This window comes from Streptomyces minutiscleroticus (assembly GCF_014650875.1).
GTDB lineage: Bacteria > Actinomycetota > Actinomycetes > Streptomycetales > Streptomycetaceae > Streptomyces > Streptomyces minutiscleroticus.
In genome coordinates this window covers 205876-231330 of the sequence record NZ_BMVU01000003.1, presented here as the reverse complement: position 1 = coordinate 231330, position 25455 = coordinate 205876, and the positions used below count along the sequence as shown (strand labels likewise).

Genomic DNA, 25455 nt, shown 5'->3' with positions numbered 1-25455 from the left:
TCACACCGTGGGGGCGCCGCTGCCGGAACGGGGAGGCGGCGGACCGCCCGCGCCGGCGCGCCCGGCCCGTCCCGCGGCCACGGTTCCGGCCCAGCCGCGTAGCGTGCCGGCAGGTCACGCGGGTGGTCGTCGGCATCGGGTCGCGGACGGCCTCCTCGGACGCCCGGCCCGGGGCAGCGGCCGGACCTGGTGTCCGGGAGACGGTGTGCCGGTGGAAAAACGGTGTGCGTACGCGGGACCGGACGCAGCATCATGAGCCGTGGCGTGGCATGTGACCGACGATGTCGAGACGTTCCGCGAGGCCACGGACGCGCTGCTGACCGGGGATCCGGCACGCTCGTCCGTCCTGCTCACCGTGTCCGGGAACACCGGGGCCGGTCTCTGGCCCGGCGCCCGCTTCGGCTGGTGGGCCGGTGGCGCCACCGTCACCGGCGCCTTCCTGCACACACCGCCCTTTCCACCACTGCTGGGACCCGTTCACCGCCCGACGCCTCACCGCTCCTCGGTGATGCGGGTGGCGATCCCGTCGCTGATCCGCACCTCGGCCGCGAGGGTGCCCGCCTTCGCGGCCGTCTCCAGTTCGGCCTCCGTGCACGCCTGCGCGGCCTGCCCGTCGGCGTCGCCGCAGATCCCGCCGGCACCCCAGATCTCGGTGTCCTCGCCCAGCCAGAACTGCTGCTCGGTGTCCTTCAGGTCCGACACCGTGTACTTCCCCGGAGCCAGGTACGACACCGTGCCCAGCCAGGTGCCGCTGACGCCCTTGCCCTCGCCGGTGTCCGCTCCGCCGCCCGACGGCGAGCCGTCGCCGGAGGACGAACCGTTCCCGCCGTCCGACGACGAGCCGTCACCTGAGCCGGACGAACCGTCCCCGCCACCGCCGTCGGCGGCGGGCCGCTCGGTGACGGTCACCGCCCTGCCGTCCTCCATCACGACGTCCGCGGGCACCGCGCCGGCCTTGGCCGCCTTCTCCAGCTCCGCCTCGGTGCACTCGCTCGCCGCCTGGCCGCCGGCGTCGCCGCAGATCCTCCCGGCACCCCAGATCTTTGTGTCCTCGGCCAGCCAGAACTGCTGCGTCCTGCCGCGGGTGGTGACCGTGTACTTGCCCGGCGCCAGGTAGGTCACCTGACCGCCGGCGAACGTGCCGCCGACCCCGTCCTTGTCGGCGGCGGCCTGCACGCTCGCCGTGCCGTCCTGGGCGGCGCCCCGAGCGGTGTCGTCGTTCTGGCAGGCCGCCGTCGACAGTGCGCCCGCCACGACGGCGGCGGCGACGAGGACGGTACGGGCACGCAGCGAGATCATGATGAAGAGACCCTCTCGGGACGGTGGAGTGAGTGTGGTGGTCCGCGGCCTGTGAGCCGCTGTGGGAAGACCATGCCCCACCCCGGGGCCCGGTCACCAGACACGTCCGCGCATCACGACACCGCCGTGACAGAACGCGGACACCTCAACACCTGTGTAGCGAACACCGATTGGCGTGAAAGTACGGAACGGCCGGGGCGGTTCCTCGGGGCCGCACCCGTTCGCGCACTTCCGCGCAGGTCAAGCACGGCGGGCGCCCGCCGTCACCGGCGCAGACCCATGGCCGGAACCAGGCGGAGTCCGCTTCAGGCCAGTTCCAGTTCGCCGACGCGCTGGTCCCCGCTCATCTCCCCGGTCAGCCGGAATCCGAGTCCGAGGTAGAACTTCTCGGGGCCGTCCTCGCCGGGGTGCCAGGTGGCCGTCAGACGGGTGCCGCCGCGCCGGCGGATCTCCGCGGCCACGGCCCGGACCGCGAAGCGTCCGTAGCCGCGGCCCTGCTCGCCGGCCGCGATGTTCAGGCGCCACAGGCCCGAGCGGATGTCGGTGCCGGTGCCGTCGCCGGCGAAGTCGATGTCGAAGAAGGCCATCAGGAAGCCCACGGGCCGGTCGCCGTCGACGATGAGCCGGGGCCAGGCGACGCCTGGATGCACGTACGCCTCGGCGAGGGACTTGACGACCGGGGCGACCAGGTGTTCCTGGTCGGAACGCACCTTCAGGGCGATCGCGGCGTCGAGGTTGCCGGGCGTGATCTTCTCCAGGCGGGGTGAGGCGGCCATGCGTGAAGCCTTGAGGACACGGGCCGGGAGGGCAAACGCTTTTCCGGCACCGCGAACGCGTGCGCGCCCGGCCGGACGTGACCGGGCACGGGACGCGGATCGGACACCGCTCCACCGCGCCGGGGCGGCGATCGGGCACTGAGGCGTCACGTCGAGGCGGAGACCGGCGCTGAAGTACCGCGTCGGCGGCCGCGCCCGGCGGAACGGCCGGCCCGGCCGCCAAAGCGCGCGGCTTCCCGGTCCCGCGGCAGGACCGGGCGCGGGCCGCCCCCGCCCGGCCGAAGCGGTCCACGGCGTAATGCGCAGGCGGTGAGCCCGCCCCTCGTCCTATGGTGTGCCGCTGTCGTCCACGCCGGGACGGCCCGACAGGAGAGTCGGCGGAGTGCCGGACGCGCCGAGATGGCCCTCGACCTGGCCCACCCGGCCGCGGCGGAGCGCGAGCCCGAACGCCTCAAGGCGATCGCGCGACGCTGTGGCGTGGAGTCCTGACGGCCGGGCGGCCGACGACGGACCGGCAGCCGCGGGTTCCCTCACCGGAGGGCGGGGCGGCGAAAGGCCGGCCCGGCGCTGTGTGCGCCGGGCCGGCCTTTTCGTCACGCCCTGTCGGCCCTCTCACCGGGGCGGCCGACGACCGGCCGGCGGCCACCGGCGCGGACGACCGCGCCCCGCCGGCCGCCGGGCCGCTGCTCAGGAGGACCGGGCGAGGTTGCGCCGCAGCGAGCCCGGGGCCCGCAGTGCGCGCTCGATGTCCTCCAGGGAGCGGTTGCGCGTCTCGGGCACCTTGAACAGGACGAACAGCACGCAGAGCGCGTTCATGGCGGCGTACACGAAGAAGGTACCGGAGCGGCCGATGGCGTTGATCGCGCTGAGTGCCGTGACGGCGATCAGCAGGTCGAAGCCCCAGACGCTGAGCGTGGCCAGGCTGGTGGCCGGTCCCCGCACGGAGAGCGGGAGGATCTCCGGGGCGATCAGCCACACCACGGACTGCATGCCGATGCCGTTGAACAGGATGTACGCGAGCAGCGACAGGACGACGGTCCACCGCTGGACCGGTGAGTCGCCGGCCAGGAAGGCGACGCCGAGCACGGCCATGGCCAGACCGGACAGCGGTACGAACCACAGCATCGTGCGCCGCCGGCCCAGCGCGTCCACCGCGATCGCCCCCACGACGCCGGCCACCACGAGCATCGCCCCGACGCCCACGCCGGTGATCAGCGCGACCGACTCGCCGAACCCGGCGTCGGACAGGATCGTGGGCGCGTAGTAGACCACGGCGTTGATGCCTGTGAGCTGGGAGAACGCGGCCACGCCGAGGGCGACCACCAGGGCGGGCCGCAGCCACGGCCGCAGCAGCGCGCGCCGGTCCGCGCGGGGCGCTGCCGCGGACACCTCGCCGATGCTCGCGATCTCCGCGGCGACGTCGTACCCGGCGGGCCGCAGCCTGCTCAGCACCGCGTGCGCGGTGTCGAGGTGCCCGTGCTCGACCAGCCACCGGGGGCTCTCGGGCAGCTTGAGCATGCCGATCGCCAGGACGGCCGCGGGAATGACGGCCAGGCCGAACATCAGACGCCAGCCGCCGCTTCCGTTGAGGAGCCAGCCGCACAGGTACGAGATCAGCTGGCCGATGGCGACCATGAGCTGGAACAGCACCATGAGACGGCCGCGGATGGCGGGGGGCGCCACCTCGGCGATGTAGACCGGCACCATGTTGGAGGCGCCGCCCACGGCGAGGCCGAGGACGAAGCGCGCCGCGATCAGTGTGCCGGTGCCGGGTGCGACGGCGGCCGCCAGGGCGCCCGCGGCGAAGACCACGGCCACCCACAGCACCACCCGGCGCCGTCCGTGGCGGACGGCGAGGCGCCCGGAGACCAGTGCGCCGATCATCGCGCCCACCAGGATGACGCTCACGACGATCTCCTGCTGCCGCGAGGACAGGTGGAGGTCGTGGCGCAGGTGGAGCAGGGCACCGGAGATGATGCCCGTGTCGTAGCCGAAGAGCAGGCCGCCCAGGGCGGAGACGGCCGCCACCGCGTAGACCTGGGGCGGCTGCCGGACGGTGGTGCGTGCCGTGTCCGCGGAGGCGGGGACGGCGGTCAGCTCAGGCATCGCCCATGACCAGACCCTCGATGGTGTGCTTCTGCGTGACGGGGACCAGCTCGTCCACCACGGGGCAGTCGAGGTGCCGGCGCACGCGCTCGGGCAGGGCGTCCCAGTACGCGCGCGTCACCGCGGTGTCGTGCCGGTCGGCGTTGCCGGCCTCCGGTCCGTCCACGCCGAGGACGAGGACGGGGCGGGGCTTGGCCGACTCGTTGGTGGTGCCGCGGTGGATGGTCAGGGCGGTCCTGGCGGAGATGTCACCGCGCTTGGGGTACTTGCGCACCGCGCGGCCGAGGTAGCGGTCGTAGTGGTCCCTGGGCGGGAACATGCCGTGGTCGAACTCGGGGCTGTCGTCCCACTGCGTGCCCGGCGCTATCTCGAAGGGGCCCATGTCCTCCTCGGTGTCGACCGTGGTCACGTTGAAGGCGAGCGAGGTCAGCCGCCGCTCGCGGCGGGTCTCCTCCGGCATGGGGAAGTCGCGGTGCCAGGGCTGGTTGACGGCGCCCTCGAGCGGCACGTCGAAGCCGAGCTCCACGATGCGGTAGTCGGGGCCGAGCACGGCCGTGCACACGGAGCGCACCCAGGGGTGGTCGACCAGCTCCACGAAGCCCCTGATCTGCTCGGGGTGGATCTCGACGTAGTAGCGGTTGGGGCCGCGCCCCACGGCGCCGCCCGGGCGGGACAGCGCCTCCTCGAAGGCGACGTCGACGTCCTCCCGCAGCCGGTCGGCCCACTCGACGGAGAAGGCGCCCTTGCGCGCCGTGATGCCGTCCTCGTACAGGTTCCGGACGTCCTGCGTCACGTCGACGTCCAGGGCCGCCGGGGTGATGCCGGGGTATGCGTGCGTGGTCATGTCGCGCCTCCTTGCGCTGCATCGGACGACCCTCATGTTGCATCGATGAATGCAACGTTGCAATACCCTGCCGGGGATTCTGGCCGTCCGTTGTCGGCGCGTGCGAAGATGACCACCGTGAGCAGTCGCCTGAAGGACGTGGCAGCCCTCGCCGGCGTGTCGATACGGACCGTGTCGAACGTGGTGAGCGGATCGGCGTCCGTCGCCGAGGAGACCCGGGCCAGGGTGCAGCGGGCCCTGGACGAACTGGGCTACCGCCCCAACCTCGCCGCCCGCAATCTGCGGGCGGGCCGCACCGGCCTGATCGGCCTGGCCATCCCCGAACTGCACTCCCCCTACTTCGGGGAGCTGGCGGGCCTGATCGTCGAGGCCGCCCGGCAGCGCTCGTGGACCGTCGTCATCGACCAGACCTTCGGCGACCCCGACGCCGAGCGCAGACTGCTCGACGGCACCGGGGGCCGCCTGGTGGACGGACTCATCATCAGCCCCTGGTCGCTCAGCCCCGAGGAGCTCACCGCGCAGGCGCGCAGCGTGCCGGTCGTCCTCCTGGGCGAGCGGCACCCGCACGGACTCGCCGACCGCGTGGCCGTCGACAACGTGCTCGCCGCCGACGAGGCCACGACCCACCTGATCGGCACCGGACGCCGCCGCATCGCCGCGGTCGGCCTCCAGCCTCATCTGCGCAACGGCACCGCCCACCAGCGCCTGGAGGGCTACCGCACCGCGCTGCGCCGCGCGGGCATCGAGCCGGACCCCCGGCTGGAGCGGACGGTCACCACCCTCCACCGCAGCGACGGGGCGGAGGCCATGACCGCCCTGCTGGAGGACGGTGTGCGGCCGGACGCCGTCTTCGCCTTCAGCGACGAACTCGCCCTCGGCGCACTGCACACCGCGCACCGGCACGGCCTGCGCGTCCCGCGGGACCTGGCCGTGGTGGGCTTCGACGGCATCGAGGACGCCCTCTACGCCAACCCGGCCCTGACCACCGTGGCCCCCGACAAGCGGCAGATCGCCGAGCGCGCCCTGCAGTGCCTGGCCGACCGCATCTACAGCCCCGCCGCGGGCGTGCCGCCCCTGGACATCGTGGTGCCCCACCGCCTGGAGATCCGCGCCAGCTCGCACGCTTCCTGACGGCCTCTCGGCGGTTGCGCCGAACGCCCCTGCCCGTTCGGGGCCACAGCGAACCTGGGTCTGCCGGAACCAGGCCGGACGGGGCCGGGCAGCGTATGGAACCGGCCCGGCGGACGGCGTTGGCTGGTGCCACGGCCCGCACCGGGCCGGGCCGCGGGCCGGAACCCCTCCGCCGCGGCCGCCCCGACGCCCAGGAGACCGCGATGCCCATGCCCGCCGATCCCCCGAAGAACCCCGCGAGCCCGTTCGCCTCCTTCCGCGGGCACCACGTGGGTGTCCGCGTTCCCGACCACGAGGCGGCCAGGTCCTGGTACACCGAGAAGCTCGACTTCCGGGTGGTGCAGGAGTGGCCCTACGGCGAGCTGAGGCTCGCCTGCCTCAGTCCGGCCGCCGACGACGACTTCCACCTGGAGCTGCTGGCGGGGCCGGTGCCCCATCCCAACGAGGTCCTCGACGACCTGGGCGCCGGTCTGGGGCACGGCGGGTACCAGCACCTCTGCCTCCACGTCGACGACGTCGACAAGGCGTGCGCCGAACTCGCCGCTCGCGGGGTCGACCTCGTCGGCGAGCCCTTCGAGATCGAGGAGATCAGCCGCCGCCTGGCGTTCTTCCGCGACCCGTGGGGCAACATGATCGAACTGTCGCAGAGGCTGCCCGGCGCCCGGGCCTGACCCGTCCGCACCACCACGGAAGCCCTCCCGGCCGGGCCCTCGGATCTCCTCGGAGCCCGTGCCCGCGCAGCCTTCGGCACTCACTCCGTGCTCTCCCGTCCGGAGTCCGCATGCCGACCACTCGGTCCGTCGCCGGCGCCTCCTGCGGTCCCGGGCAGCACACCGCCCGGCAGGCGCCTGTCCGGAAGCCGGCCGGCCGCGACCGGTTCCGCTCCCTGCGCCCGCGGCCGACCGTGTGCTCCTACGGCGCCCCCTGCGCCTTCTCCGCGCCGGTGAGGTCCGCGGGCGCCCGCGCGTTCCGCTCCTCGGCCCGGCCGGACAGGATGCGCAGCTTCTCCTCCGAGGGCGAGCCGGTGTCCGCGGTGTAGACGAGCAGCGACAGACCCGGGTCGGCGGACAGCGCCAGCGACTCGTAGTTGAGCGTCATGGTGCCGACCGCCTCGTGGTGGAACCGCTTCCTGCCGTGCGTGTGCCGGAAGACCCGGTACTCGGCCCAGACCCGGGCGAAGTCGTCGCTGCGCGAGGACAGTTCGCCCACCAGGCCGGTGAGCGCCGGATCCGGCTCCTCCCCGGCCGCGACCCGCAGGACGGCCACCGTCTGGGCGGCGATCTCCTCCCAGTCCGGATACACCGTGCGGGCGCGGGGGTCGAGGAACATCCACCGCGCCAGGTTGCGCTCGGCCGCGGGCATCGCGTCGAAGTCGTCGATGAGGACCCTGCCCATCCGGTTGGCGGCGATCGCCTCCAGCCGGGGACCGTGCAGCATGACCGGCGTCGGGTCCAGGGCGTCCATCATCATCCGCACGGCGGGCCGCGCCCGGAGAGCGGGGGCCCTGCGCGGCCCGTCCGGCACCAGTCCCGGCCGGGCCATCGAGAACAGGTGCCGCCGTTCGAGCCCGGTGAGCCGCAGCGCGTCGGCCACGGCGGACAGCACCTGCGCGGAGACGTTCTTCGCCCTGCCCTGTTCCAGGCGGGTGTAGTAGTCCGCGCTCACGCCCGCGAGGAGCGCCAGCTCCTCGCGGCGCAGTCCTTTGACGCGTCGCGCGCCGGAACGCCACGGCAGCCCGACGTCCTGCGGGGTCAGTGCCGCACGGCGCGAGCGCAGAAAGTCCGAGAGCTCCGAAGAGTGCATCGTTCCTCCGACGGTGCGGACCGGATCCCGGCGGCCAGGACCGGCGTCATTCTCTCCGCCGCGCACCCGGCGCTTCCACCGGATCGGGCGATGCCGTACGCCCGGGCGCCGGCGCGCCACCCGATCCGGCCACATGACGGTGTGTCATGCGACCGCCCCTCCCCGGTGTCGTGCCGATGCCGCCGCGCCGCGCCCCGGGCGAAGACGGTGGACTGACCCGGGGACGACCCGGGTAGCACCTTGCTGCAAACTATGCGCAACAACGTCTCTACTGCAGCAAGGGTGTGAGATCCATGACGGTCCGGCGGATACGGAGAATCGCCGCCGCGGCGGCGGTGCTCGGCGGTGTCACCGCCTGCTCGGCGCCCGGCGGCGGCACGGGGGACGAGGGGGCCGCCGACTCCGTCGTGATCGGTGTGGCCAACGAACCGGACACCCTCAGCCCGCTGCTCGGCTACGGCAAGGACGGCAACTCGAAGATCTTCGACGGGCTCCTCGCCCGGGGCGCCGACGGCCGGCTGACCCCCGCGCTCGCGACCGCCCTGCCCGAGGTCGGCGACGGCGGGCGCACGTACACCTACCGCCTGCGCGACGGGGTGGAGTTCAGCGACGGCGAGCCGCTGACCGCCGAGGACGTCGTCTTCACCTACCGGACCGCCCTCGACCCGAAGACGAACAACACCTTCCGCAACGAACTGGACGCCGTCGAGGAGGTGCGGGCGGACGGCGACGACAAGGTCGTCTTCACCCTCAAGTACCCGTACGCGCCGTTCGCCGCACGCACCACGCTGCCCGTCGTCCCGGAGCACATCGTGGGGAAGCAGGACCCCAACACCGGCTCCTTCAACACGCAGCCCGTCGGCACCGGACCGTACGTCCTCACCGGCTGGAGCAAGGGCGAGAAGCTCACCTTCGAGGCCAACCCCGACTACTGGGGCGGCGCGCCGGAGGTCCAGAAGGTGACCGTGGCGATCATCGAGGACGACGACGTGCGCGCCACCCGGCTGCGCTCGGGCGACCTCGACGGTGCGATCCTCACGCCCGCCCTCGCCGCGACGTTCGAGGGCGACAAGGGGAAGGTGAGGTACGACGCGAAGACCTACGACTTCCGCGCCGTCACCCTTCCCACGGGCAACGAGGTCACGGGCGACCGCGCGATCCGGCGGGCCCTCGACGCCGCCGTGGACCGCGAGGCCATGGTGGAGCGGATCCTCGACGGTGCGGGCCGCCCGGCGTACGGACCGCTGCCCGTCGACGACCCCTGGTTCGCGCAGGGCATCGAGCGCAAGCACGACCTGGCCGGGGCGAAGGAGATCCTGGACCGGGCGGGCTGGAAGGCCGGCGCGGACGGCGTACGGGCCAAGGACGGACGGCGGGCGGCCTTCACCCTCCTCTACCCCGCGGGCGACAAGCTCCGCCAGGACCACGCCCTCGCCTACGCCTCCGACGCGAAGAAGGCAGGCATCGAGGTGACGGTGGAGAGCGCCACCTGGGAGGTCATCGAGCCGCGCATGGGCGACGACGCGGTCCTCGCGGGCGGCGGCAGCACGGGCGACCCCGACTTCACCCTCTACCGCACGCTGCACTCCTCCCTCGCCGGCGACGGCTACAACAACATGGGCCGTTACGACAACCCCGCGGTCGACGAGGCGCTCGACGAGGCCCGCCGCAGCCAGGACCGCGCGGACCGCGAGGCCGCCTACGACACGGTCCAGCGCGAACTGGTGAAGGACCCCGGCACCACCTACCTCACCCACGTCGACCACACCTACGTGCTGGCCGACCGCTGGGAGGGACTGACCACGCAGGTGGAACCGCACGAGCACGGCTTCGGCAGCGGCCCGTGGTGGAACCTCGAGGACTGGCAGCCCAAGAAGTGAGCCTCCTTCCCCGGCCGCTGCCCAGGTCACTGCCCTGGGGAGCGATGGCACGCCTGGCGGGGCGGCGGCTGCTGTTCGCCGTCCCCGTCCTCCTCGTCGTCACCTTCGGTGTGTTCGCGATCGCCGCCGCCTCCCCCTTCGACCCCGTCAAGGCGTACGCGGGCACGGCCGCCCTCGCCGCCGACCAGGAGACCCTCGACCGGCTGCGGGACAACCTGGGTGCGGACGAGCCCTTCACCGCCCGCTGGTGGGAGTGGCTGGCCTCGGCGTCCACCGGCGACCTGGGGCGGTCGGCGGTGATGCGGCAGCCGGTCGCCCAGGTCATCGGCGAGCGGGTCGTGTGGTCGACGCTGCTGTGCGCGGTCGCCCTCGTGGCGGCCGTGGTGCTCGGCACGGTGCTCGGCGTGCTCGCCGCCCGCCGCCCCGGCTCGCCGCTCGACCGGACGGTGACCTCGCTGTCGTACACCCTGGAGGCCGCGCCGGCCTTCTGGCTCGGCCTGCTCGCCGTCTGGCTGTTCGCCCTCCAGCTCGGCGTGCTCCCGGCCGGCGGCCTCACCGACACGGCCAGCGAACAGGTGACGGCGGGGCAGGTGGCGCGCCACCTCGTCCTCCCCGCCGGTGTGCTGGCCGTCTCCCAGCTCCCCTGGTTCGTCCTCTACGTCCGTCAGGGCGTCGGCGACGCGCTCGCGGAGGACCCCGTGCGCGGCGCCCGCGCGCGGGGGCTGAGCGAGCGCACCGTGCTGCTCGGCCACGCGCTGCGCTCCGGCCTGCTGCCGGTGCTGACCCTGATCGGGTCCCGCGTGCCCGAACTCATCACCGGCGCCCTGCTGGTGGAGACCGTGTTCAGCTGGCCGGGCGTCGCCGCGGCCACCGTGGAGGCGGCCACCGCCGTCGACTTCCCGCTGCTCGCCGCGCTGACCGTGCTGGCCACCGCCGCCGTCCTGGCCGGCAACCTGCTCGCCGACCTGCTCTACGGCCTGTTCGACCCGAGGGTGAAGTTCCGTGACATGTGACGCTCCCGCCGCCGAACCCACCGTGTGGCGGTCGTACGGTACGCGACGCCGCTCCACCCGCGCGGTGCGGGTCCGCGTCTGCGCCGCGCTGGTGGCCGTGACCGTGCTCGCGGTGCTCCTCGTGCCGCCGCTGGCCCAGCTCGACCAGCAGGCCGTGGACCTCGCCGCCAAGCTGCGACCGCCCAGCTGGGCGCACCCGTTCGGCACCGACGACCTCGGCCGCGACCTGCTGCTGCGCTGCGTCTACGGGCTGCGGGTCTCCCTGCTCGTCGGCCTGGTGGCGGCGCTCGTGGCGGCCGTGGTGGGCACCGCCGTCGGGGCCGCCGCCGGGGCGCTGGGCGGCTGGGCCGACCGGGCCGTGATGCGGGTGGTCGACACCCTGTCGTCCGTGCCGCACCTGCTGCTCGGCATCTTCGTCGTCGCCCTGTTCCGGCCGGGCGTCGTGCCGGTGGCGGTCTCGGTCGCGTCCACCCACTGGCTGTCGACCGCCCGCATCGTGCGCGCCGAGGTGCTCTCGCTGCGCTCCCGCCCGTACATCGACGCCGCCGTCTCCGGGGGCGCCTCACGGCGGCGGGTCGCGGTACGGCACCTGCTGCCCGCCGTGGCACCGCAGGCCGCGATCGCCGCCACCCTGATGGTGCCGCACGCCATGTGGCACGAGTCGGCCCTGTCCTTCCTCGGCCTCGGACTGCCCGCCCACATGGCGAGCCTCGGCAACCTGGTGCAGGGTGCGCGGGGTTCGCTGCTCGCCGGGCACTGGTGGCCGACCCTGTTCCCCGGCCTGTTCATCATCGTCCCCACCCTCGCCGTCGCCGGGCTCGCCGGGGCCTGGCGGGAGAGGCTCAACCCCCGCCGCCGATCGGAGCTGATGCTGTGACCGCCCCCGCACCACCGTCGAGCGAGGCCGCGGCCGTGCCCGGACGGACCCCCGTCCTGTCGGTGCGCGGGCTGTCGGTGCGCTTCCTCATGCCCGGCGGGCGCCGCGTCGCCGCCGTCACCGACGCGCACTTCGACGTGGCGGCCGGCGAATGCCTGGCCCTGATCGGCGAGAGCGGCTGCGGCAAGTCCGTCCTTGCCTCCGCCCTCCTCGGCCTGCTCCCCGCCAACGCCCGGACCGCGGGCAGGGCCCTGCTCGGCGACCTCGACCTGCTCGCCGCCGACGAGAGGACCCTCTCCCGCACGGTACGCGGCCGCCTCGTCGGCCTCGTACCGCAGAGCCCCGCCGCCCACCTCACCCCCGTGCGCACCGTCCGCTCCCAGACGCAGGAGACGGTCTCCGCGCTGACCGGGGTGCGCGGCCGCGCCGCCGTGCGCGCGGCGGCCCGGGCCGCCGCCGACCGCGCCGCCTTCCCCGCCGACCACCTCGACCGCTACCCGCACGAACTCTCCGGCGGCCTCGCCCAGCGCGCCGCCACCGCGCTCGCCCTCGTCGGCGACGCGCCCCTGCTGCTCGCCGACGAACCGACCACCGGCCTCGACCGCGCCCTGGTGGACCGCACCGTCGACGAACTGCGCCGCCACGTCGACGCCCCGGACGCCGCGGGCGGGACCGGACGCGGCCTGCTGATGATCACCCACGACCTGGCGGCCGCCGAGCGCGTCGCCGACCGGGTCGCCGTCATGTACGCCGGCCGCCTCGTCGAACTGGCCGACGCCGCCTCCTTCTTCGGCACGCCGGGCCCCCGCCACCCGTACAGCCGCGGCCTGCTCCAGGCCCTGCCCGACCGGGCCTTCGCCCCCGTGCCCGGCATGCCGCCCGAACTCGGCGACCTGCCCGAGGGCTGCGCCTTCGCGCCGCGCTGCCCGCGCGCCTCCGCCGCGTGCGCCGCCCTGCCGGCCACGGTCGGCGGGCTCGCCTGCCACCACCCCCTGCCGGGGGACGACGGCGAGGCGCCCTCCCCCACCGCGTCGTCCACGGAGGACATCCGTGCTTGAGCTGCGCTCCGTCACCGCCGGGTACGCCAGGAAGGCCCCGGTCGTCCACGGTGTCTCCCTGGCCGTCGCCCCCGGTGAGGCCGTCGGTCTGCTCGGTCCCAGCGGCTGCGGCAAGTCCACCCTCGCCCGCGTCGCCGCCCTGCTGCACCGCCCCGACGCCGGCACCCTGGTGCTCGACGGCGAGCCCGTACGGCGCTGGCGCCACCGCGCCCCGCGCGCGCAACGCACCGCCGTCGGCGTCGTCTTCCAGCAGCCACGGCTCTCCGCCGACCCGCGCCTGCGGCTCGCGGACCTGATCGCCGAACCGCTGCGCGCCACCGGACGCCGCGAGGAGGCACCGCGGCGGGTCCCCGAGCTGGCCGCGGCCGTCGGCCTGACCCGGGACCTGCTGGGCCGGCGGCCCCACGAGGTCAGCGACGGGCAGTTGCAGCGTGCCTGCCTCGCCCGCGCCCTCGTCCTGCGGCCGCGCTGGCTGATCTGCGACGAGATGACCGCCATGCTCGACGCGTCCACCACCGCCGCGCTGGTCGCGGCCGTCGAGGACTACCGCGCCGCCACCGGCGCGGGCCTCCTCGCCGTCGGCCACGACCACACGCTCCTGCACCGCTGGTGCGACCGCACCGTCCACTGGGACGACCTGTCCGACGCCGTCGCCGGTGAGGAAGGGCTCGTGACACCGTCGCCGGTGACGGATGGCTCGTGACACCGTCACCGGTGGAGGGCGCGTGACGCCCTCGTCGCCGAAGGAGAGCTCGTGACGCCCTCGTCGGCGCAGGGGGGCAACGGGTCAACGACCGGGCCGTGAGCCGTCGGACGGTCTCCTCGCGGGCTCCGCTCCCGCTGCCGTGAGCAGTCCGGCGGTCCCGGGGTGGGGACCGTGCTCGGCCCATTCCAGAGGGGACAGACCTGTTCCGTGGTCCTCGCGGAGGTTCGGGTCGGCGCCGTGCGCCAACAGCTCGCGCACCGTCCCGGTGTGTCCCCAGCACGCGGCCGCGCACAACGGTGTGCCCTGCGAGCCGTCTTCGCCGCTCTCGGTGTCAGGGGCGGCCCCGGCCTCCATCAGCAGGCGTGCGACCTCGGCCTCTCCCTGCACGGACGCGAAGTAGAGCGGGGTGGAGCCGTCGCCGTACCTTCGCTCCGGGTCCGCTCCGGCCCGCAGGAGCGCCCTCACCCGGGCGGCGTCACCCGACAGCGTCGCTTCGAAGAGATGACGGGAGAGGTTCTTCTGCTGTCGCCGCTTCACGGTGGGCCATGCTACGGCCGGCCGGCCCGCCACCGCCTCCGGTTATCCCACGTGTGTTCTGCCGTGTCATCCGATACGGGAATCGCCGATCTCCGCCCGGGTGCGTGCCGCCATGCTGGGAGCACAGTGTCACGTATCGGCACTGTGCTCCGTACTGGACCTGAGAGGTGGAGGGTTGTGCCGCACGCATCGCACCATGACCCGGGCCCGGGCGAACGGCCCGTTCTCCTGCTGGCCGGACTGGCCGGTCTCGCACTCGACACGGTGGGGTCGGCGATCGGCTCGGTGCGCGGGCTGCTGCGCCGCTCCGACACCGCCGACCTCGCCCGGGACGCGGAGCGGGACCTGACCGCGCGCGGCCGGCTGGTCCTGGACCGCTACGCCTCCTCACCACCGGCCCACCTGGAGGTACTCGCCCGGCACGTGCTCGCCCGGCAGACCGCGACGGGTGACGATGTCTGACCGGTGGGACCCCGCGGCCTTCAAGGAGCGCGTCGACGGCGTCCTGCGCGGCTTCCTGGCCGAGGAGGGCGAGCACCTGCTGGCCGTCGACCCCGACCTCGCGCCGGTGGCCGAACAGGTCCGGCGCGCGGCCGGGCACGGCAAACGGCTGCGGGCGGCGTTCTGCCACTGGGGCTGGCGCGCGGCCGGCCAGCCCGACAGCGAGGCCCTGCTGCGCGCCGCCGCCTCCATGGAGCTGGTGCACGCCGCGGCGGTCGTCCACGACGACCTCATCGACGACAGCCCCCTGCGCCACGGCCTGCCCACCGCGCACCACGCCCTGCGGGTGCCGTTGCGGGGGCGGCCCGACGCCCGGCACGCCGCCCGCTCCCTGGCCCTGCTGGTCGGGGACTTGCTGATGTCGTTGGCGGGACAGTTGTTCGCCACCAGCGGGCTGCCCGCCGCCTACCTGGCCCGCGCCCGCCCGCTGTGGGCGGCGCTGGCCCGGGAGCTGATCGCGGGCGAGTGCCTGGAGATCCTGCACACCGGCACCCGCCCGGACACGGAGGTCTCCCTGCGGGTGCTCCGCTACAAGACCGCCAAGTACACCGTCGAGCAGCCCTTGTTGATGGGCGGCCTGCTGGCCGGCGCCGCGCCGCGGCTGCGGCAGGGGCTCTCCGCCTACGGGCTGCCGCTGGGCGAGGCCTTCCAGCTGCGCGACGACCTGCTCGGCCTGTTCGGCGACCCGGACCGCACCGGCAAGGCGAGCCTGGACGACATCCGGGCCCACCGGCCCACCGCCCTGCTCGCCGAGACGTGGAAGGCGGCCGACGCCGCGCAGCGCGAGCGGCTGCGCCTCGTGCTGGGCCGGCGCGATCTGGACGAGGGCGACCTGACACGTGTGCGTGCGCTGATGCGCGACGTGGGGGCCCCGGAGCGGATCGAGCGAATGATCGGCGCACGGGTGGAGGAGGCCACCCGGGCCCTGGACGAGCTGGATCTGCCGCCTCGCACGCGGCACGCGCTCGCCGCACTGGCCTCCTCGGCCACCGACCGCCTCCACTGACCCGCCCTCGTGGCACCCGCCCCCTCTTTTCCACCCCGTTCGCCCCGCGGCCGTGGCCGCGCCCCCGGTGCCCGCGGCCGGCGCACGCAGAAGCAAGGACGGTCCCGTCATGACCTACACCGACGCCTCGATGGACGCGCTGCGCGCCGGCGGGGACGAACTGGCCGACGCTGTCGTCGCCACCCTCTTCGAGCGGGGGGAGGTCGGCACGTTCAACGCGCTGATGCGCTACGTCTCCACCTCGGGCCAGGAGCTCCCCCGCGGGCTGCCCGCCGTGGCACGCGAGTACCTGGAGGCGACCGCCGTGCCGCCGGCCTGGGTGGACTGGGCCGAGATGGAGAAGGCCCGGCTGTTCTTCATCGACAACAACGTCCACATCTCCACCGCCCTGTCCTTCGCCGCCATGCCCGCCTGCTACCTCGTCCCCCACGTGGCGAAGCTGCTGTCGGCCACCCACGGGCTGGAGTACCCCTCGAAGCGGATGGCGGAGACCGGGCAGTTCACCGTCCACCTCATGCAGCCGGACGCGTTCGAGGCCGGCGGCCGCTTCGTCCCCGCCGCCCAGAAGGTCCGCCTGCTGCACGCCTCCATCCGCCACCATCTGGAACGGGAGGACCGCTGGGACAGCGGCACGCTCGGCGTGCCGATCTGCCAGGAGGACATGATCGGCGGGCAGATGTTCTTCTCCCTGCTCGTCCTGGACAGCCTGCACCGGCTCGGCATCCACATGAGCACCGAGGGCGCCGAGGCCTACTACTACGCCTGGCGCGTGGTCGGCGCGATCCTCGGCGTCGACCAGGACGCCGTGCCCAGGACCCTGGAGGAGGCACGGCACTTCCTCGACCTCTACATGCTGCGCCACATGGGCCCCAGCCCCGAGGGCGCGCACCTGACGCGGCAACTGATCGACCTGTACGAGGAGGTCGTCCCCGGCACCTTCTTCGACCCCGTCGTCTCCGCCCTGATCCGCCACCTCGTCGGCGACACCTGCGCCGACTGGCTGGAGGTGCCGCGCACGCCGTGGGACACCGTCGTCAGGGCCGTCCCCCACCTGCTGGGGGTGCTGGAGACGATCGAGGACCGCTCGCCCCTGGGCGCCTGGGCCCTGGACCGCCTGGGCCACCTCACCACCGTCCTCGAACTGTCCTCGCTCACCCGCGGCCGGGTGATGCACTACGCCATCCCCGAGCAGCTGAAGAAGGACTACGGCGTGGACGGCGGCGTGCCCCGCACCCACCGCTGGACCCCGCCCGCGGCCACCGTCTCCTGACACCGGCCCCTGCGCGTGCCGGTCCCCGCGCCTGCGGCCTCCCGGTGACGCGGCCCTGCCCGCGTCACCGTCCCGCCGTGCGCGTGCGCGTGCGGTCCCACTGTGCCGTGCACACGCGTGTGGTCCCACCGTGTCGTGCGCGTGCGGTCCCGTCGTACACAGTGGCACCGGCCGACACGGCATGGCATGGCATGGCACGATCTCCCTCTGGACCTCGTGCAATTCCTTTGCCATAGTGGCGCGTTCACGCCAAAGAGGCCACGTGGAGCAAGCCCGTCCGGTCCCCGGCCCCGGCCTTCGGAAAGCGTGGGAAAGATCTTCGCCGACCGTTGCAGAGGGACGTGTGACCAGCTCCTACGACACAGACGGTGCCAGCTGGCTGACCGTCGTCCGCACCGTCACCGACGGCACCACCGTCCTCGGCCTGCAGGGCGAGGTCGACCTCCACACCGTCGGCCGTCTGCGCCGCGCCCTCGCGGCCTGCGCGACCGACCCCGTCCGCCTCGTGGTGGACCTCAGATGGGTCACTTTCATGGACTCCACCGGCATCAACGCCCTGGTCGCCCTCCACCGCGCCACCCTCGGCACACCCGGATGGATCCGCCTGGCCCGCCCCCAGCGCCCCGTGCGGCGGATCCTCCAGGTCAGCGGCCTCGACACCGTCATCGACTGCTGTCCCACCCTGCACCAGGCCCTCCACCTGGAGGACGGGACCACCGGCTGACCGCCACCCCGTCGGCCCGTGCCGCGGCGGGCCGGGCGTGCGTACGGGTCCTGGATCGGCAAGGCTGGGCCCGAAGGAGGACCACACCATGCAGAGGCTTGTCTTCCGGCCGGGGCGGCGGGACCCCGCGGTGCTGCGCGGACGCATCGCGGTCGTGACCGGGGCGGCGCGAGGTGTCGGTGAGGCGCTGGTGCGACAGCTGTCCGCGACGGGCGTGCGGGTCGCGCTGATCGGCCGCGAGAAGGAATCGCTGTGCCGGGTCGCCGCGGAGCTGCCCGCACCCGCCCTGTGCGTCGAGGCCGACGTCACCGACCGCGCCGCGCTCGACCACGCCGCCGCGGAGGTGACCGCGCGGTTCGGCCCGGCGAGCGTCGTCGTGGCGAACGCCGGCATCGCCGCCGGAGGCCCCTTCGCCGCCGTCGACGCCGACCTGTGGCAGCGTGTCATCGACGTCAACCTCACCGGCTCCGCGAACACCGCCCGCGCCTTCCTGCCGCACCTGCGGCGCACGCGCGGCTACTTCCTGCAGATCGCCTCGACCGCCGCGTTCGGCGCCGCGCCGATGATGAGCGCCTACTGCGCCTCCAAGGCCGGCGCCGAGTCCTTCGCGTACGCGCTGCGCGGCGAGGTGGAACCCGACGGTGTCACCGTGGGCATCGCCTACCTCCACTGGACCGGCACCGACATGGTCTCCGGGATGGACGAGCACCCCGTCCTGTCCGCGCTGCGCAGGCACCAGCCCGGCCCCGCCCGCCGCGTCCACAGCCCGGCGCAGGTCGCCCGCTGGCTGGCCACCGGGATCGAGCACCGCGCCCTGAACGTCTACGCGCCGCCCTGGCTGCGCTGGTGCCAGCCCCTGCGGCCCGTCTTCCCCGCCCTGGTGGCCCGCGTCGCCCGCCGGGAGATGCGCACCCTCACCGCCCAGGACCTCGCGTCGCACACCGGGGTCCTGGGCGTCGGCGGCCGGGCCGACTGGAACGCCCACAGCCGGTCCGGTGCCCGTCCCCCGGGACAGCACCCGACCGGATGAGCCGGTGGACGCCCGGGGACCCGCGAGGTCGGCGTGGGCCGGGATCCCCGGTCAGGCGGCCGGCGAGTCGGTCGTGGCGGCGGACTCCTTCTGCGCCTCCAGCTCGGCCAGCCGCTCGGTCAGGGCGTCGTGCATGAACCGGTAGGAGTCGCTGCCCAGCACCAGGCGGCGCGGAGCGGGCGTCCGCCCGGCGCTCTCGATGATCGCGGCGGCCATCTTCGCGGGGTCCCCGGGGGACGGCGGGGCGTTCCTGATGCCGCGGACCACGGCGGCGGGGGTCCCGTCGTAGGCCGCCAGCGGCTCGGCCAGGCGGGCGCCGCCGGAGCGGAAGCCGGTGCGGGCGCCGCCGGGCTCGACGATCGTCACCTCGATGCCGAAGGCCGCGACCTCCTTGGCCAGCGACTCCATGAAGCCCTCGATGCCCCACTTGCTCGCGTGGTACAGCGTGGCCCCCGGGTGCGTGGCCTGGCCGCCGTAGGTCGAGATCTGGATGATGCGGCCGCCGCCCTGCTCCCGCAGGTGCGGCAGGGCCGCCCGGGCCACCTGGACCGAGCCGGTCATGTTGGTGTCGATCTCGTGCCGCACCTGCTCGTCGGAGAGTTCCTCCGCCGCGCCGAACAGCCCGTATCCGGCGTTGTTCACCACGACGTCGATCCGGCCCAGCTCCTCGAACGCCTCGTCCACGACCCGGCGCACACCGGGGAGGTCGGTGACGTCGAGCTCGGCCGGCCACAGCTGGTCGCCGTAGGCCGACTTCAGGTCGGCCACCGCGTCCGGGTCGCGGACCGTGCCCGCGACCCGGTCGCCGTCCGCGAGCAGCCGCTCGGTCATACGGCGGCCCAAGCCGCTGCTCACACCGGTGATCAGCCACGTCCGCGCAGTCATGTCCAGCTCCTTCGGGGGAGGGGGCCGCCGTTCGGCCCGACGTCGTCCATGCTCCGGCCGCGGCACCCACCGGGGCATCTGCGAAGTCACCGGTCCGGTCACCGGTGAGGAGGCCGGCGCCACCGGTACCGCCCGCCCGGGTACGGCCCCTCCCCGACCCGGAGGGGCCCGCCGACCGGGCGCGGATATCCTGATCACGCCATGTCACGACGCCCCACGCCTCCCGCTCTCGTCGGCCGTGAGCGAGAACGCGCGGAGATCGACGACCTGCTGGCCCGTACCGCCGAGGGCGCGGGCGGCGCCCTCGTCCTGCGGGGGCAGCCCGGTATCGGGAAGACGGCGCTGCTGGACCACGCGGCGGCCCGGGCACCGGGAGCGCTCGTGCTCCGGACGACCGGGGTCGAGCACGAGTCCGCTCTGGCCTTCGCCGGCCTGTACGACCTCGTCGGCCCCCTCACCGACACGCTCCTCGCGATGCCCCCGGAGCGCTCGGCCGCACTGGCCGCGGCGGTCGGGCTGTCCGAGGCGGCCGGGGACGGGGCGGTGCCCGACCGCTTCCGCGTCGCCACGCAGCTGATGATGCTGCTGGCCGCGGCCGCCGAGCGGCAGCCGCTGCTGCTCCTCGTCGACGACGCGCAGTGGCTGGACCGGCCGTCGAGCGACGCCGTGCTGTTCGCCGCCCGCAGGCTCCGGGCCGAAGCGGTGGCCGTGCTGATCGCGGTCCGCGACGGCGAGCCGGGCGACTTCACCACCCCCGGCCTGGCGGAACTCCTCGTCGAGGGCCTGCCCGGGCCCGACGCCGCCGCCCTGCTCGCGCGCGCCGGCCAGGACCTGGCGCCGACGGTCCGGGCCCGGCTCCTGGACGAGGCGCACGGCAACCCCCTGGCCCTCCTGGAACTCCCGGGCAGCCTGATCCGGAATTAAGAGCGGTCCGTTGGGACGGTATCCACGGCGGAGCGTTCGAGTGGTGGCGGCCGCGTGTGGTGCCCGAGTGGATGCAAGCGGGCGGCTTGGCCCATGAGGCCTTCGGACAGACGGGGCACGTCTCGGCCCGCATCGGCCGCCACCACGAACCGATGGAAGCCGCCGGGGCGCTGGACGTACGTCGAGCCGACGCCCAGCTCACAGCGAGTCTGAAAGGTGTTGGCGCCCGCTGGCGCTGGGCGGATGCTTGACGTCCCTCCCGGCCTGCGATGCCTACCGAAAGATCGGCGACGCCCAGCGTCAGCGAGCGTCAACACCATTTCGAACGTCACTCGTTGGTGTTGGTGGTGCGAGCCCACTCCACGGTGACCTCTCACGACGCCCGAGCCCCGAGCTCCCGCGAAGACCGAGGCCCGCGGGGCGAGCTGGTGCCACGAACAGCTACTGAGGTGGCGGACCGGCCGTGAGGGGCTGAGTCCTGGGATTAGGTCGCTGCGTGGCCCGCGTGAGCTCGCGAACGATCAGCAAGAGCATGGCGGAGGGGACGAACTTGATCTACTGCGGTATCGACTGGGCCGAGCGCACGCACGACGTCGCCCTGGTCGACGACAGCGGCCAGCTGCTCGCCAAGCGGCACGTCACTGACGACGCGGCTGGCTACAAGATCCTTTTGGACCTGCTTGCCGACTACGGCGACTGTGAGGACAACCCGATCCCGGTCGCGATCGAAACCTCCCGCGGACTGCTTGTGGCCGTGCTGCGAACCGGTAAGCGGCAAGTGTTCGCCATTAATCCGATGGCTGCTTCCCGCTACCGCGATCGGCACTCCGTTTCGCGGAAGAAGTCCGACCCCGGCGACGCCCTGGTCCTGGCGAACATCTTGCGCACCGACATGCACGCCCACCGGCCGCTGCCACAGGACAGTGACCTGGCCCGCGCCGTCGCAGTTCTCGCACGCGCCCAGCAAGACGCCGTCTGGAACCGCCAACAGATCGCCAACCAGATGCGCTCCCTGCCGCGCGAGTACTATCCGGCTGCCCTGGCAGCCGTGGAGACCTGGAAGAAGGGCCTTTGCCGGCCCGAGGCCCACGAACTCCTCCGCCTCGCTCCCACGCCGACGCGAGCTGCAAGGCTGCCCCGTGTGCAACTCCGGTCGGCCCTCAAGCGGGCTGGCCGCCAGCGCGGCATCGAAGCGGAAGCCGACCGGCTCCACGAGGTCCTCCGAGGCGACTGGGCTCATCAGCCGCCGCTCGTCGAAGACGCTCTCGGCAAGCAAATGCTCGCCCTGCTCATTCAGCTTGAAGCCGCCTCCCAGGCTGCCACCGACCTCGAAGAGGCGGTGGACGAGGCATTCCCTCAGCACCCGGACGCTGACATCATCCTCAGCTTCCCCGGCCTCGGCGTCCAGCTCGGCGCCCGGGTGTTGGCCGAAATCGGAGACGACCGGCAGCGCTTCTCGGACGCCCGTGGGCTGAAGGCCTATGCCGGCGCGTCACCCATCACCAGGGCGTCCGGCAAGAAGTCCAGCGTCACCAGGCGCTGGGTGAAGAATGACCGCCTCAACCATGCCGGCTACTACTGGGCTTTCTCCGCTATCAGCGCCTCTCCTGGCGCCAAGACGCACTACCGCAAGCGCCGTGACGACCATGGCGACTGGCACGCAGCGGCCCAGCGCAACCTCTTCAACCGCATGCTCGGCCAGCTCTACCACTGTCTCCAGCAGCACGAACTGTTCGATGAACAGACGGCGTTTCCTTCTACTGCTGCCAAGGCTCTAGAGGCGGCGTGACGCCAAGCTGCAGAGCGTGAATAAGCTTCCGCGCATGGCCAGTGAATCTTTTCCCTACAACCGGTTCCTTGGTGAGTTTCAGGAACTGGCACATGGTCGCCCCGACGGCCCTGCACTTCGCGACTCGGTCCGCGACCACGCCGTTCCGGGCGAGGAGAAGCTGGTGCGTTATCTCCGTTCAGGATCTGCCCTTGCCGTCACCGGATCGCCAGTCCATGACGCGCTGAGCAGCGAATTCATCGGCGCGTTGGAGCTGCACACTGACGGCGAGTGGTTCTGGTACTCACTGATCGTTTCAGAATGAAGCGCCTGGCACGCCACCGTGCGGACGTGTTCGGCACGGTGGAGTCGACGCCTGCCTCACGGCCCTGGACTTCCGACGTACGGTGGCCAGCGCGCTCTGAAAGTGCGCCGCTCAGCTGAACCCGCCGTCCTCCCTCGAAGCTCAGGCGGACGGCGGGTTCAGTCGACCGGTCGGCTTAGCCTCCGCAGCCGTTGATCGAAATGGAGGACACCGCGTTGTCGTAGAGGTACAGAAGTTCCTGCGTCGCGCCCGGCGGGATATCGAAGGGGTAGCCGTAGTGGTTGGCATCGAGCCAGATGCAGGCATAGTCGCCACTGCGGTTCCACACCGAGCTGGCCCGGTCGTTCCACTCCCAGCCGATGAAGGGGGTGGTCACCGGGTCAAGCTGGAGGACGTCCCCGGTGAGGTTGTGGCCGTCGTAGAGGCAGACCTTACCCTCCGCACAGTTGCTCGGGAGCGGGTCCCTGGGGTCAGCCGATGCGGTTCCCGGAGCCACCAGTACGGCGGTGGAGGCAATGGCTGCCGCTATCACTGCGGTCTTGACTGTCAGTCTCATGAGTGTCCTTTCCTGTTGCTGCCCGCGGAAGCGCGGTCATGGTCGCCGCGTCCAGCCGTAAGACGGCTCTCACGCGCCTGTTGGTTCAGTGGTTGCGTAAGAAACGACGCCTGACTGATCATTTCAATCTGAAACGATCAGTCAGACCTTGCTCACTACGTCGAGCGCTACCACGTCCCGCTGGACGAGGCCTTCGTCGATCACGCTCGCGCACATCGCTGGACTCCACCCAAGCTCTCTGCGGAAGACCTCATCCAGATCGGAGAGACTCTGGAGGCGGTGCTCGATGCAGAAGACGCTGAAGACACGCATGGCTTGACGAGTTAGGCGCCTGAGGTGTCTGTCCGGGCCGCAGCTCCGCGGCGACGAGGCGCTGCCGGAGACGATCCCGCTCACACCGCGCATCCGGCGCATGTTCCACGAGCGCATCGGGCGGCTGCCCGAGGCCACCCGGACCGCGCTGCTCCTGGCCGCAGCGGACGACACCGGTGACGCCGCGGTGGTGCTGCGGGCCGCGGCCGCGCTGCGCCTGCCCGACGACGCCCTCGACGCGGCCGAGGACGCCGCCCTGATCAGCACGCACGGCGGCCGTATCGCCTTCCGGCACCCCCTGGTGCGCGCCGCCGTCCACGACGGCGCGACCCTCAGCAGGCGTCGGGCCGCCCACACCGCCCTCGCACAGGTCCTGCCCGGGCCCGCGGACACCGACCGGCGCGTCTGGCACCAGGCGCTGGCCGCCGTCGAGGACGACGAGGGGATCGCCGCGGCCCTGGAGGAGTCGGCCGGGCGTGCCACGCGCCGGGCGGCCCACGCGCCGGCGGCCGCCGCCCTGCTGCGCTCGGCCGAGCTGAGCACCGACACGGGCCGCCGCACCCGCCGGCTGGCCGCGGCGGCCGACGCCCTGTGGGCGGCGGGGCAGACCGACCGGGCCCGGGCGACGGTCTCCCGCGCGCTGGCGAGCGCCGACGGCGACCTGTCCGCGCGCCTGCTCCGCCTCGGCGGTGTCATCGAGGCCCGCGCCGGCCACCTCCGCAACGCCTGCGACCAGCTGCTGGAGGCGGCGCAGGCGAGCACGGACCCCTCCGGCACCCTGGAGACACTGATCGAGGCCGCGGGCTCGGCGTTCTTCCTGGGCGACACCGCGAGGCTCGCGGCGCTGGCCGAGCGCGCCTGCGCCGTTCCGCCCCGTACCGCCCGCGACCGCCTCGTCTCCTACCTGGTGCGGGGGCACGCGAAGCTCCTCGAAGGAGCGTACGGACAGGCCCAGGACCTGCTCGGGGCCGCCGCCGGACAGGCCGGCCGCGCGGACGACCCCCGGGCGCTGATCTGGGCGGCCCGCGCGGAGTCCGTCGCCCACGGGGCGGGGGCCGGTCTGGCCCACGCCGAGCGGCCGTCCGGCTGGCACGCCGCCAGGGCCTGATCAGCCTGCTGCCCCTCGCCCTGGCCCAGCAGTCCGCGGACCTCATCGGGGTCGACAGCTACGACCTCGCCTACGCCGTCGCCGCGGAGGGCGAACGGCTGGCGGCGGAGCTGGGCCAGGGCAGGGCCACGCACCTCAGCCACAAGGCCATGGCCGACGCGGTGCGCGGCCGGTACGACGAGGCGTGCGGGCACGCCGCCGAAGTGCTCGTCCTGGCCCAGCGCAACGGGTCCGCCTACCACGCCGCCCTCGCCCGGTGGGCCGTCGGCCGCGCCGAACTCGGGGCCGGGCGGCCCGCGGAGGCCGCCGAACGGCTCCTGCCCGTGACCGCGGCCGGGGCCCCCGGCTTCAACCCCGTCGTCGGGTTCGCCGCCCTGCCCGACGCCGTCGAGGCCGCGGTCCGCTCCGGCCGCCGCGACGAGGCCGAGCGCCTGACCCGCGCCTTCGCCCTCCGGGTCGGCGCGGCGCCCACCGACGCCCGGCGCGCGCTCCTCGCCCGCTGCCGGGCCCTGCTCGACGACCGTTCGGCGCAGGAGCACCACGAGAACGCCGTCGCGCTCGCCGCCGCCCTGCCGCCGTGGCAGCGCGCCCGCTCCCACCTGCTGTACGGGGAATGGCTGCGCCGCCGGCGGCGCGGCCGGCAGGCGCGACCGCACCTGAGAACCGCGCACGAACTGCTCACCGGCATCGGCGCACGGCCCCTCGCCGAACGCGCCGTGGCGGAGCTGCGCGCCACCGGGGAGACCGCCGCGCGCACCGGTCCCGGCGCCCTCGACCGGCTCACCCCCAGGAGTTGCAGATCGCGGCTCTGGCCGCGCAGGGCATGACCAACCCGGAGATCGCGGACCAGCTGTTCCTCAGCCCCCGGACCATCGACTACCACCTGCACAAGGTCTTCACCAAGCTCGGGCTCACCTCCCGCACCCAGCTGGTCCGGTACGGGCTGCCGCAGCCGGCGGAGCCGCCCCAGTGAGCCGCCGCGCGGCGCACGGGGCCCCGTAGCGCCACGCAGGACG

27 protein-coding genes are annotated in these 25455 nt (G+C 73.6%); 18 read left to right on the top strand and 9 right to left on the bottom strand.

From position 1 onward, the window contains the following. Positions 1–492: 492 nt before the first annotated feature. The 4 genes from IE271_RS06270 to IE271_RS06255 all read right to left on the bottom strand — a co-directional run bounded on the left by IE271_RS06270 (position 493) and on the right by IE271_RS06255 (position 5025). Positions 493–1299, bottom strand: a complete 807-nt coding sequence (locus IE271_RS06270; protein WP_190189169.1) for a hypothetical protein — start codon at positions 1297–1299, stop codon at positions 493–495. A 305-nt stretch (positions 1300–1604) separates the two neighbouring features. Then, positions 1605–2075 (bottom strand): GNAT family N-acetyltransferase, encoded by a 471-nt coding sequence (locus tag IE271_RS06265; RefSeq protein ID WP_190189168.1) that lies wholly within the window; start codon positions 2073–2075, stop codon positions 1605–1607. 687 nt (positions 2076–2762) lie between these two features. Further along, positions 2763–4181 (bottom strand): sugar porter family MFS transporter, encoded by a 1419-nt coding sequence (locus tag IE271_RS06260; RefSeq protein ID WP_190189167.1) that lies wholly within the window; start codon positions 4179–4181, stop codon positions 2763–2765. Beyond that, positions 4174–5025 carry a phytanoyl-CoA dioxygenase family protein gene (locus IE271_RS06255; protein ID WP_190189166.1) on the bottom strand — a complete coding sequence of 284 codons (852 nt, stop codon included), beginning with the start codon at positions 5023–5025 and terminating at the stop codon, positions 4174–4176. The genes IE271_RS06260 and IE271_RS06255 overlap by 8 nt, the downstream gene beginning before the upstream one ends. Before the next feature lie 117 nt (positions 5026–5142). On the opposite strand from IE271_RS06255, the gene IE271_RS06250 reads away from it, so the two are divergent. Further along, a complete protein-coding gene (locus IE271_RS06250; RefSeq protein WP_190189165.1) occupies positions 5143–6156 on the top strand; it encodes a LacI family DNA-binding transcriptional regulator in 1014 nt (337 codons plus the stop codon). Between the two features lie 203 nt (positions 6157–6359). Beyond that, entirely contained in the window at positions 6360–6827 is a 468-nt protein-coding gene (locus IE271_RS06245) for a VOC family protein (RefSeq protein ID WP_190189164.1), read from the top strand. Between the two features lie 241 nt (positions 6828–7068). Here the strand turns inward: IE271_RS06245 and IE271_RS06240 are convergent, their stop codons facing one another. Next, on the bottom strand, positions 7069–7959 hold the full coding sequence (locus IE271_RS06240) for a helix-turn-helix domain-containing protein (protein WP_190189163.1): 891 nt from the start codon (positions 7957–7959) through the stop codon (positions 7069–7071). 293 nt (positions 7960–8252) lie between these two features. Between IE271_RS06240 and IE271_RS06235 the strand changes: the two genes are divergently transcribed. Genes IE271_RS06235 through IE271_RS06215 form a run of 5 tightly spaced genes read left to right on the top strand, consistent with a single transcriptional unit; the run spans position 8253 to position 13490 of the window. Continuing rightward, complete coding sequence (locus tag IE271_RS06235; protein ID WP_190189162.1) at positions 8253–9839, top strand: ABC transporter substrate-binding protein; 1587 nt, start codon at positions 8253–8255, stop codon at positions 9837–9839. A gap of 44 nt (positions 9840–9883) precedes the next feature. After that, positions 9884–10852, top strand: coding sequence for an ABC transporter permease (locus IE271_RS06230; protein WP_190189161.1), 969 nt, complete (start codon positions 9884–9886; stop codon positions 10850–10852). Next, positions 10842–11729, top strand: coding sequence for an ABC transporter permease (locus tag IE271_RS06225; RefSeq protein WP_190189160.1), 888 nt, complete (start codon positions 10842–10844; stop codon positions 11727–11729). Before IE271_RS06230 ends, IE271_RS06225 begins: the two co-directional genes overlap by 11 nt. Before the next feature lie 35 nt (positions 11730–11764). Continuing rightward, on the top strand, positions 11765–12787 hold the full coding sequence (locus tag IE271_RS06220; RefSeq protein WP_373308729.1) for an oligopeptide/dipeptide ABC transporter ATP-binding protein: 1023 nt from the start codon (positions 11765–11767) through the stop codon (positions 12785–12787). After that, the gene (locus IE271_RS06215) at positions 12780–13490 is read left to right on the top strand and encodes an ABC transporter ATP-binding protein (RefSeq protein ID WP_190189159.1); all 711 of its coding nucleotides are present in this window, start codon (positions 12780–12782) and stop codon (positions 13488–13490) included. The genes IE271_RS06220 and IE271_RS06215 overlap by 8 nt, the downstream gene beginning before the upstream one ends. Positions 13491–13574: 84 nt before the next feature. On the opposite strand, the gene IE271_RS06210 is transcribed toward IE271_RS06215, so the two are convergent. Then, on the bottom strand, positions 13575–14030 hold the full coding sequence (locus IE271_RS06210) for an ankyrin repeat domain-containing protein (protein ID WP_190189158.1): 456 nt from the start codon (positions 14028–14030) through the stop codon (positions 13575–13577). 177 nt (positions 14031–14207) lie between these two features. Between IE271_RS06210 and IE271_RS06205 the strand changes: the two genes are divergently transcribed. The 5 genes from IE271_RS06205 (at position 14208) to IE271_RS06185 (ending at position 18561) form a co-directional block, all read left to right on the top strand. Next, on the top strand, positions 14208–14492 hold the full coding sequence (locus tag IE271_RS06205) for a polyprenyl synthetase (RefSeq protein ID WP_190189157.1): 285 nt from the start codon (positions 14208–14210) through the stop codon (positions 14490–14492). Beyond that, complete coding sequence (locus tag IE271_RS06200; RefSeq protein ID WP_190189324.1) at positions 14485–15537, top strand: polyprenyl synthetase family protein; 1053 nt, start codon at positions 14485–14487, stop codon at positions 15535–15537. Before IE271_RS06205 ends, IE271_RS06200 begins: the two co-directional genes overlap by 8 nt. Before the next feature lie 109 nt (positions 15538–15646). Further along, positions 15647–16807: an oxygenase MpaB family protein gene (locus IE271_RS06195; protein ID WP_190189156.1), complete on the top strand. Its 1161-nt coding sequence runs from the start codon at positions 15647–15649 to the stop codon at positions 16805–16807. Positions 16808–17150: 343 nt separating this feature from the next. Beyond that, positions 17151–17531 (top strand): STAS domain-containing protein, encoded by a 381-nt coding sequence (locus IE271_RS06190; protein ID WP_229919160.1) that lies wholly within the window; start codon positions 17151–17153, stop codon positions 17529–17531. 88 nt (positions 17532–17619) lie between these two features. Beyond that, positions 17620–18561, top strand: coding sequence for an SDR family oxidoreductase (locus tag IE271_RS06185; protein WP_190189154.1), 942 nt, complete (start codon positions 17620–17622; stop codon positions 18559–18561). A gap of 51 nt (positions 18562–18612) precedes the next feature. On the opposite strand, the gene IE271_RS06180 is transcribed toward IE271_RS06185, so the two are convergent. After that, positions 18613–19446 (bottom strand): SDR family oxidoreductase, encoded by an 834-nt coding sequence (locus tag IE271_RS06180; protein WP_190189153.1) that lies wholly within the window; start codon positions 19444–19446, stop codon positions 18613–18615. A 201-nt stretch (positions 19447–19647) separates the two neighbouring features. Between IE271_RS06180 and IE271_RS06175 the strand changes: the two genes are divergently transcribed. The 3 genes from IE271_RS06175 (at position 19648) to IE271_RS06165 (ending at position 22463) form a co-directional block, all read left to right on the top strand. Then, positions 19648–20370 (top strand): AAA family ATPase, encoded by a 723-nt coding sequence (locus IE271_RS06175; RefSeq protein WP_190189152.1) that lies wholly within the window; start codon positions 19648–19650, stop codon positions 20368–20370. Positions 20371–20902: 532 nt separating this feature from the next. Beyond that, positions 20903–22159, top strand: coding sequence for an IS110 family RNA-guided transposase (locus tag IE271_RS06170; protein ID WP_190189323.1), 1257 nt, complete (start codon positions 20903–20905; stop codon positions 22157–22159). Between the two features lie 34 nt (positions 22160–22193). After that, positions 22194–22463 (top strand): hypothetical protein, encoded by a 270-nt coding sequence (locus IE271_RS06165; RefSeq protein WP_190189151.1) that lies wholly within the window; start codon positions 22194–22196, stop codon positions 22461–22463. Positions 22464–22638: 175 nt separating this feature from the next. Here IE271_RS06165 and IE271_RS06160 read toward each other — a convergent pair whose 3' ends face one another. Together IE271_RS06160 and IE271_RS06155 are read right to left on the bottom strand one after the other, a co-directional pair. After that, positions 22639–23019, bottom strand: coding sequence for a peptidase inhibitor family I36 protein (locus tag IE271_RS06160; protein ID WP_190189150.1), 381 nt, complete (start codon positions 23017–23019; stop codon positions 22639–22641). A 141-nt stretch (positions 23020–23160) separates the two neighbouring features. After that, on the bottom strand, positions 23161–23331 hold the full coding sequence (locus tag IE271_RS06155; protein WP_190189149.1) for a hypothetical protein: 171 nt from the start codon (positions 23329–23331) through the stop codon (positions 23161–23163). Positions 23332–23431: 100 nt separating this feature from the next. On the opposite strand from IE271_RS06155, the gene IE271_RS06150 reads away from it, so the two are divergent. The 3 genes from IE271_RS06150 to IE271_RS06140 all read left to right on the top strand — a co-directional run bounded on the left by IE271_RS06150 (position 23432) and on the right by IE271_RS06140 (position 25412). Next, entirely contained in the window at positions 23432–24439 is a 1008-nt protein-coding gene (locus IE271_RS06150) for a hypothetical protein (protein ID WP_190189148.1), read from the top strand. 149 nt (positions 24440–24588) lie between these two features. After that, a complete protein-coding gene (locus IE271_RS06145; protein WP_190189147.1) occupies positions 24589–25266 on the top strand; it encodes a hypothetical protein in 678 nt (225 codons plus the stop codon). After that, positions 25233–25412, top strand: a complete 180-nt coding sequence (locus IE271_RS06140) for a helix-turn-helix domain-containing protein (protein ID WP_190189146.1) — start codon at positions 25233–25235, stop codon at positions 25410–25412. The genes IE271_RS06145 and IE271_RS06140 overlap by 34 nt, the downstream gene beginning before the upstream one ends. Positions 25413–25455: the final 43 nt, after the last annotated feature.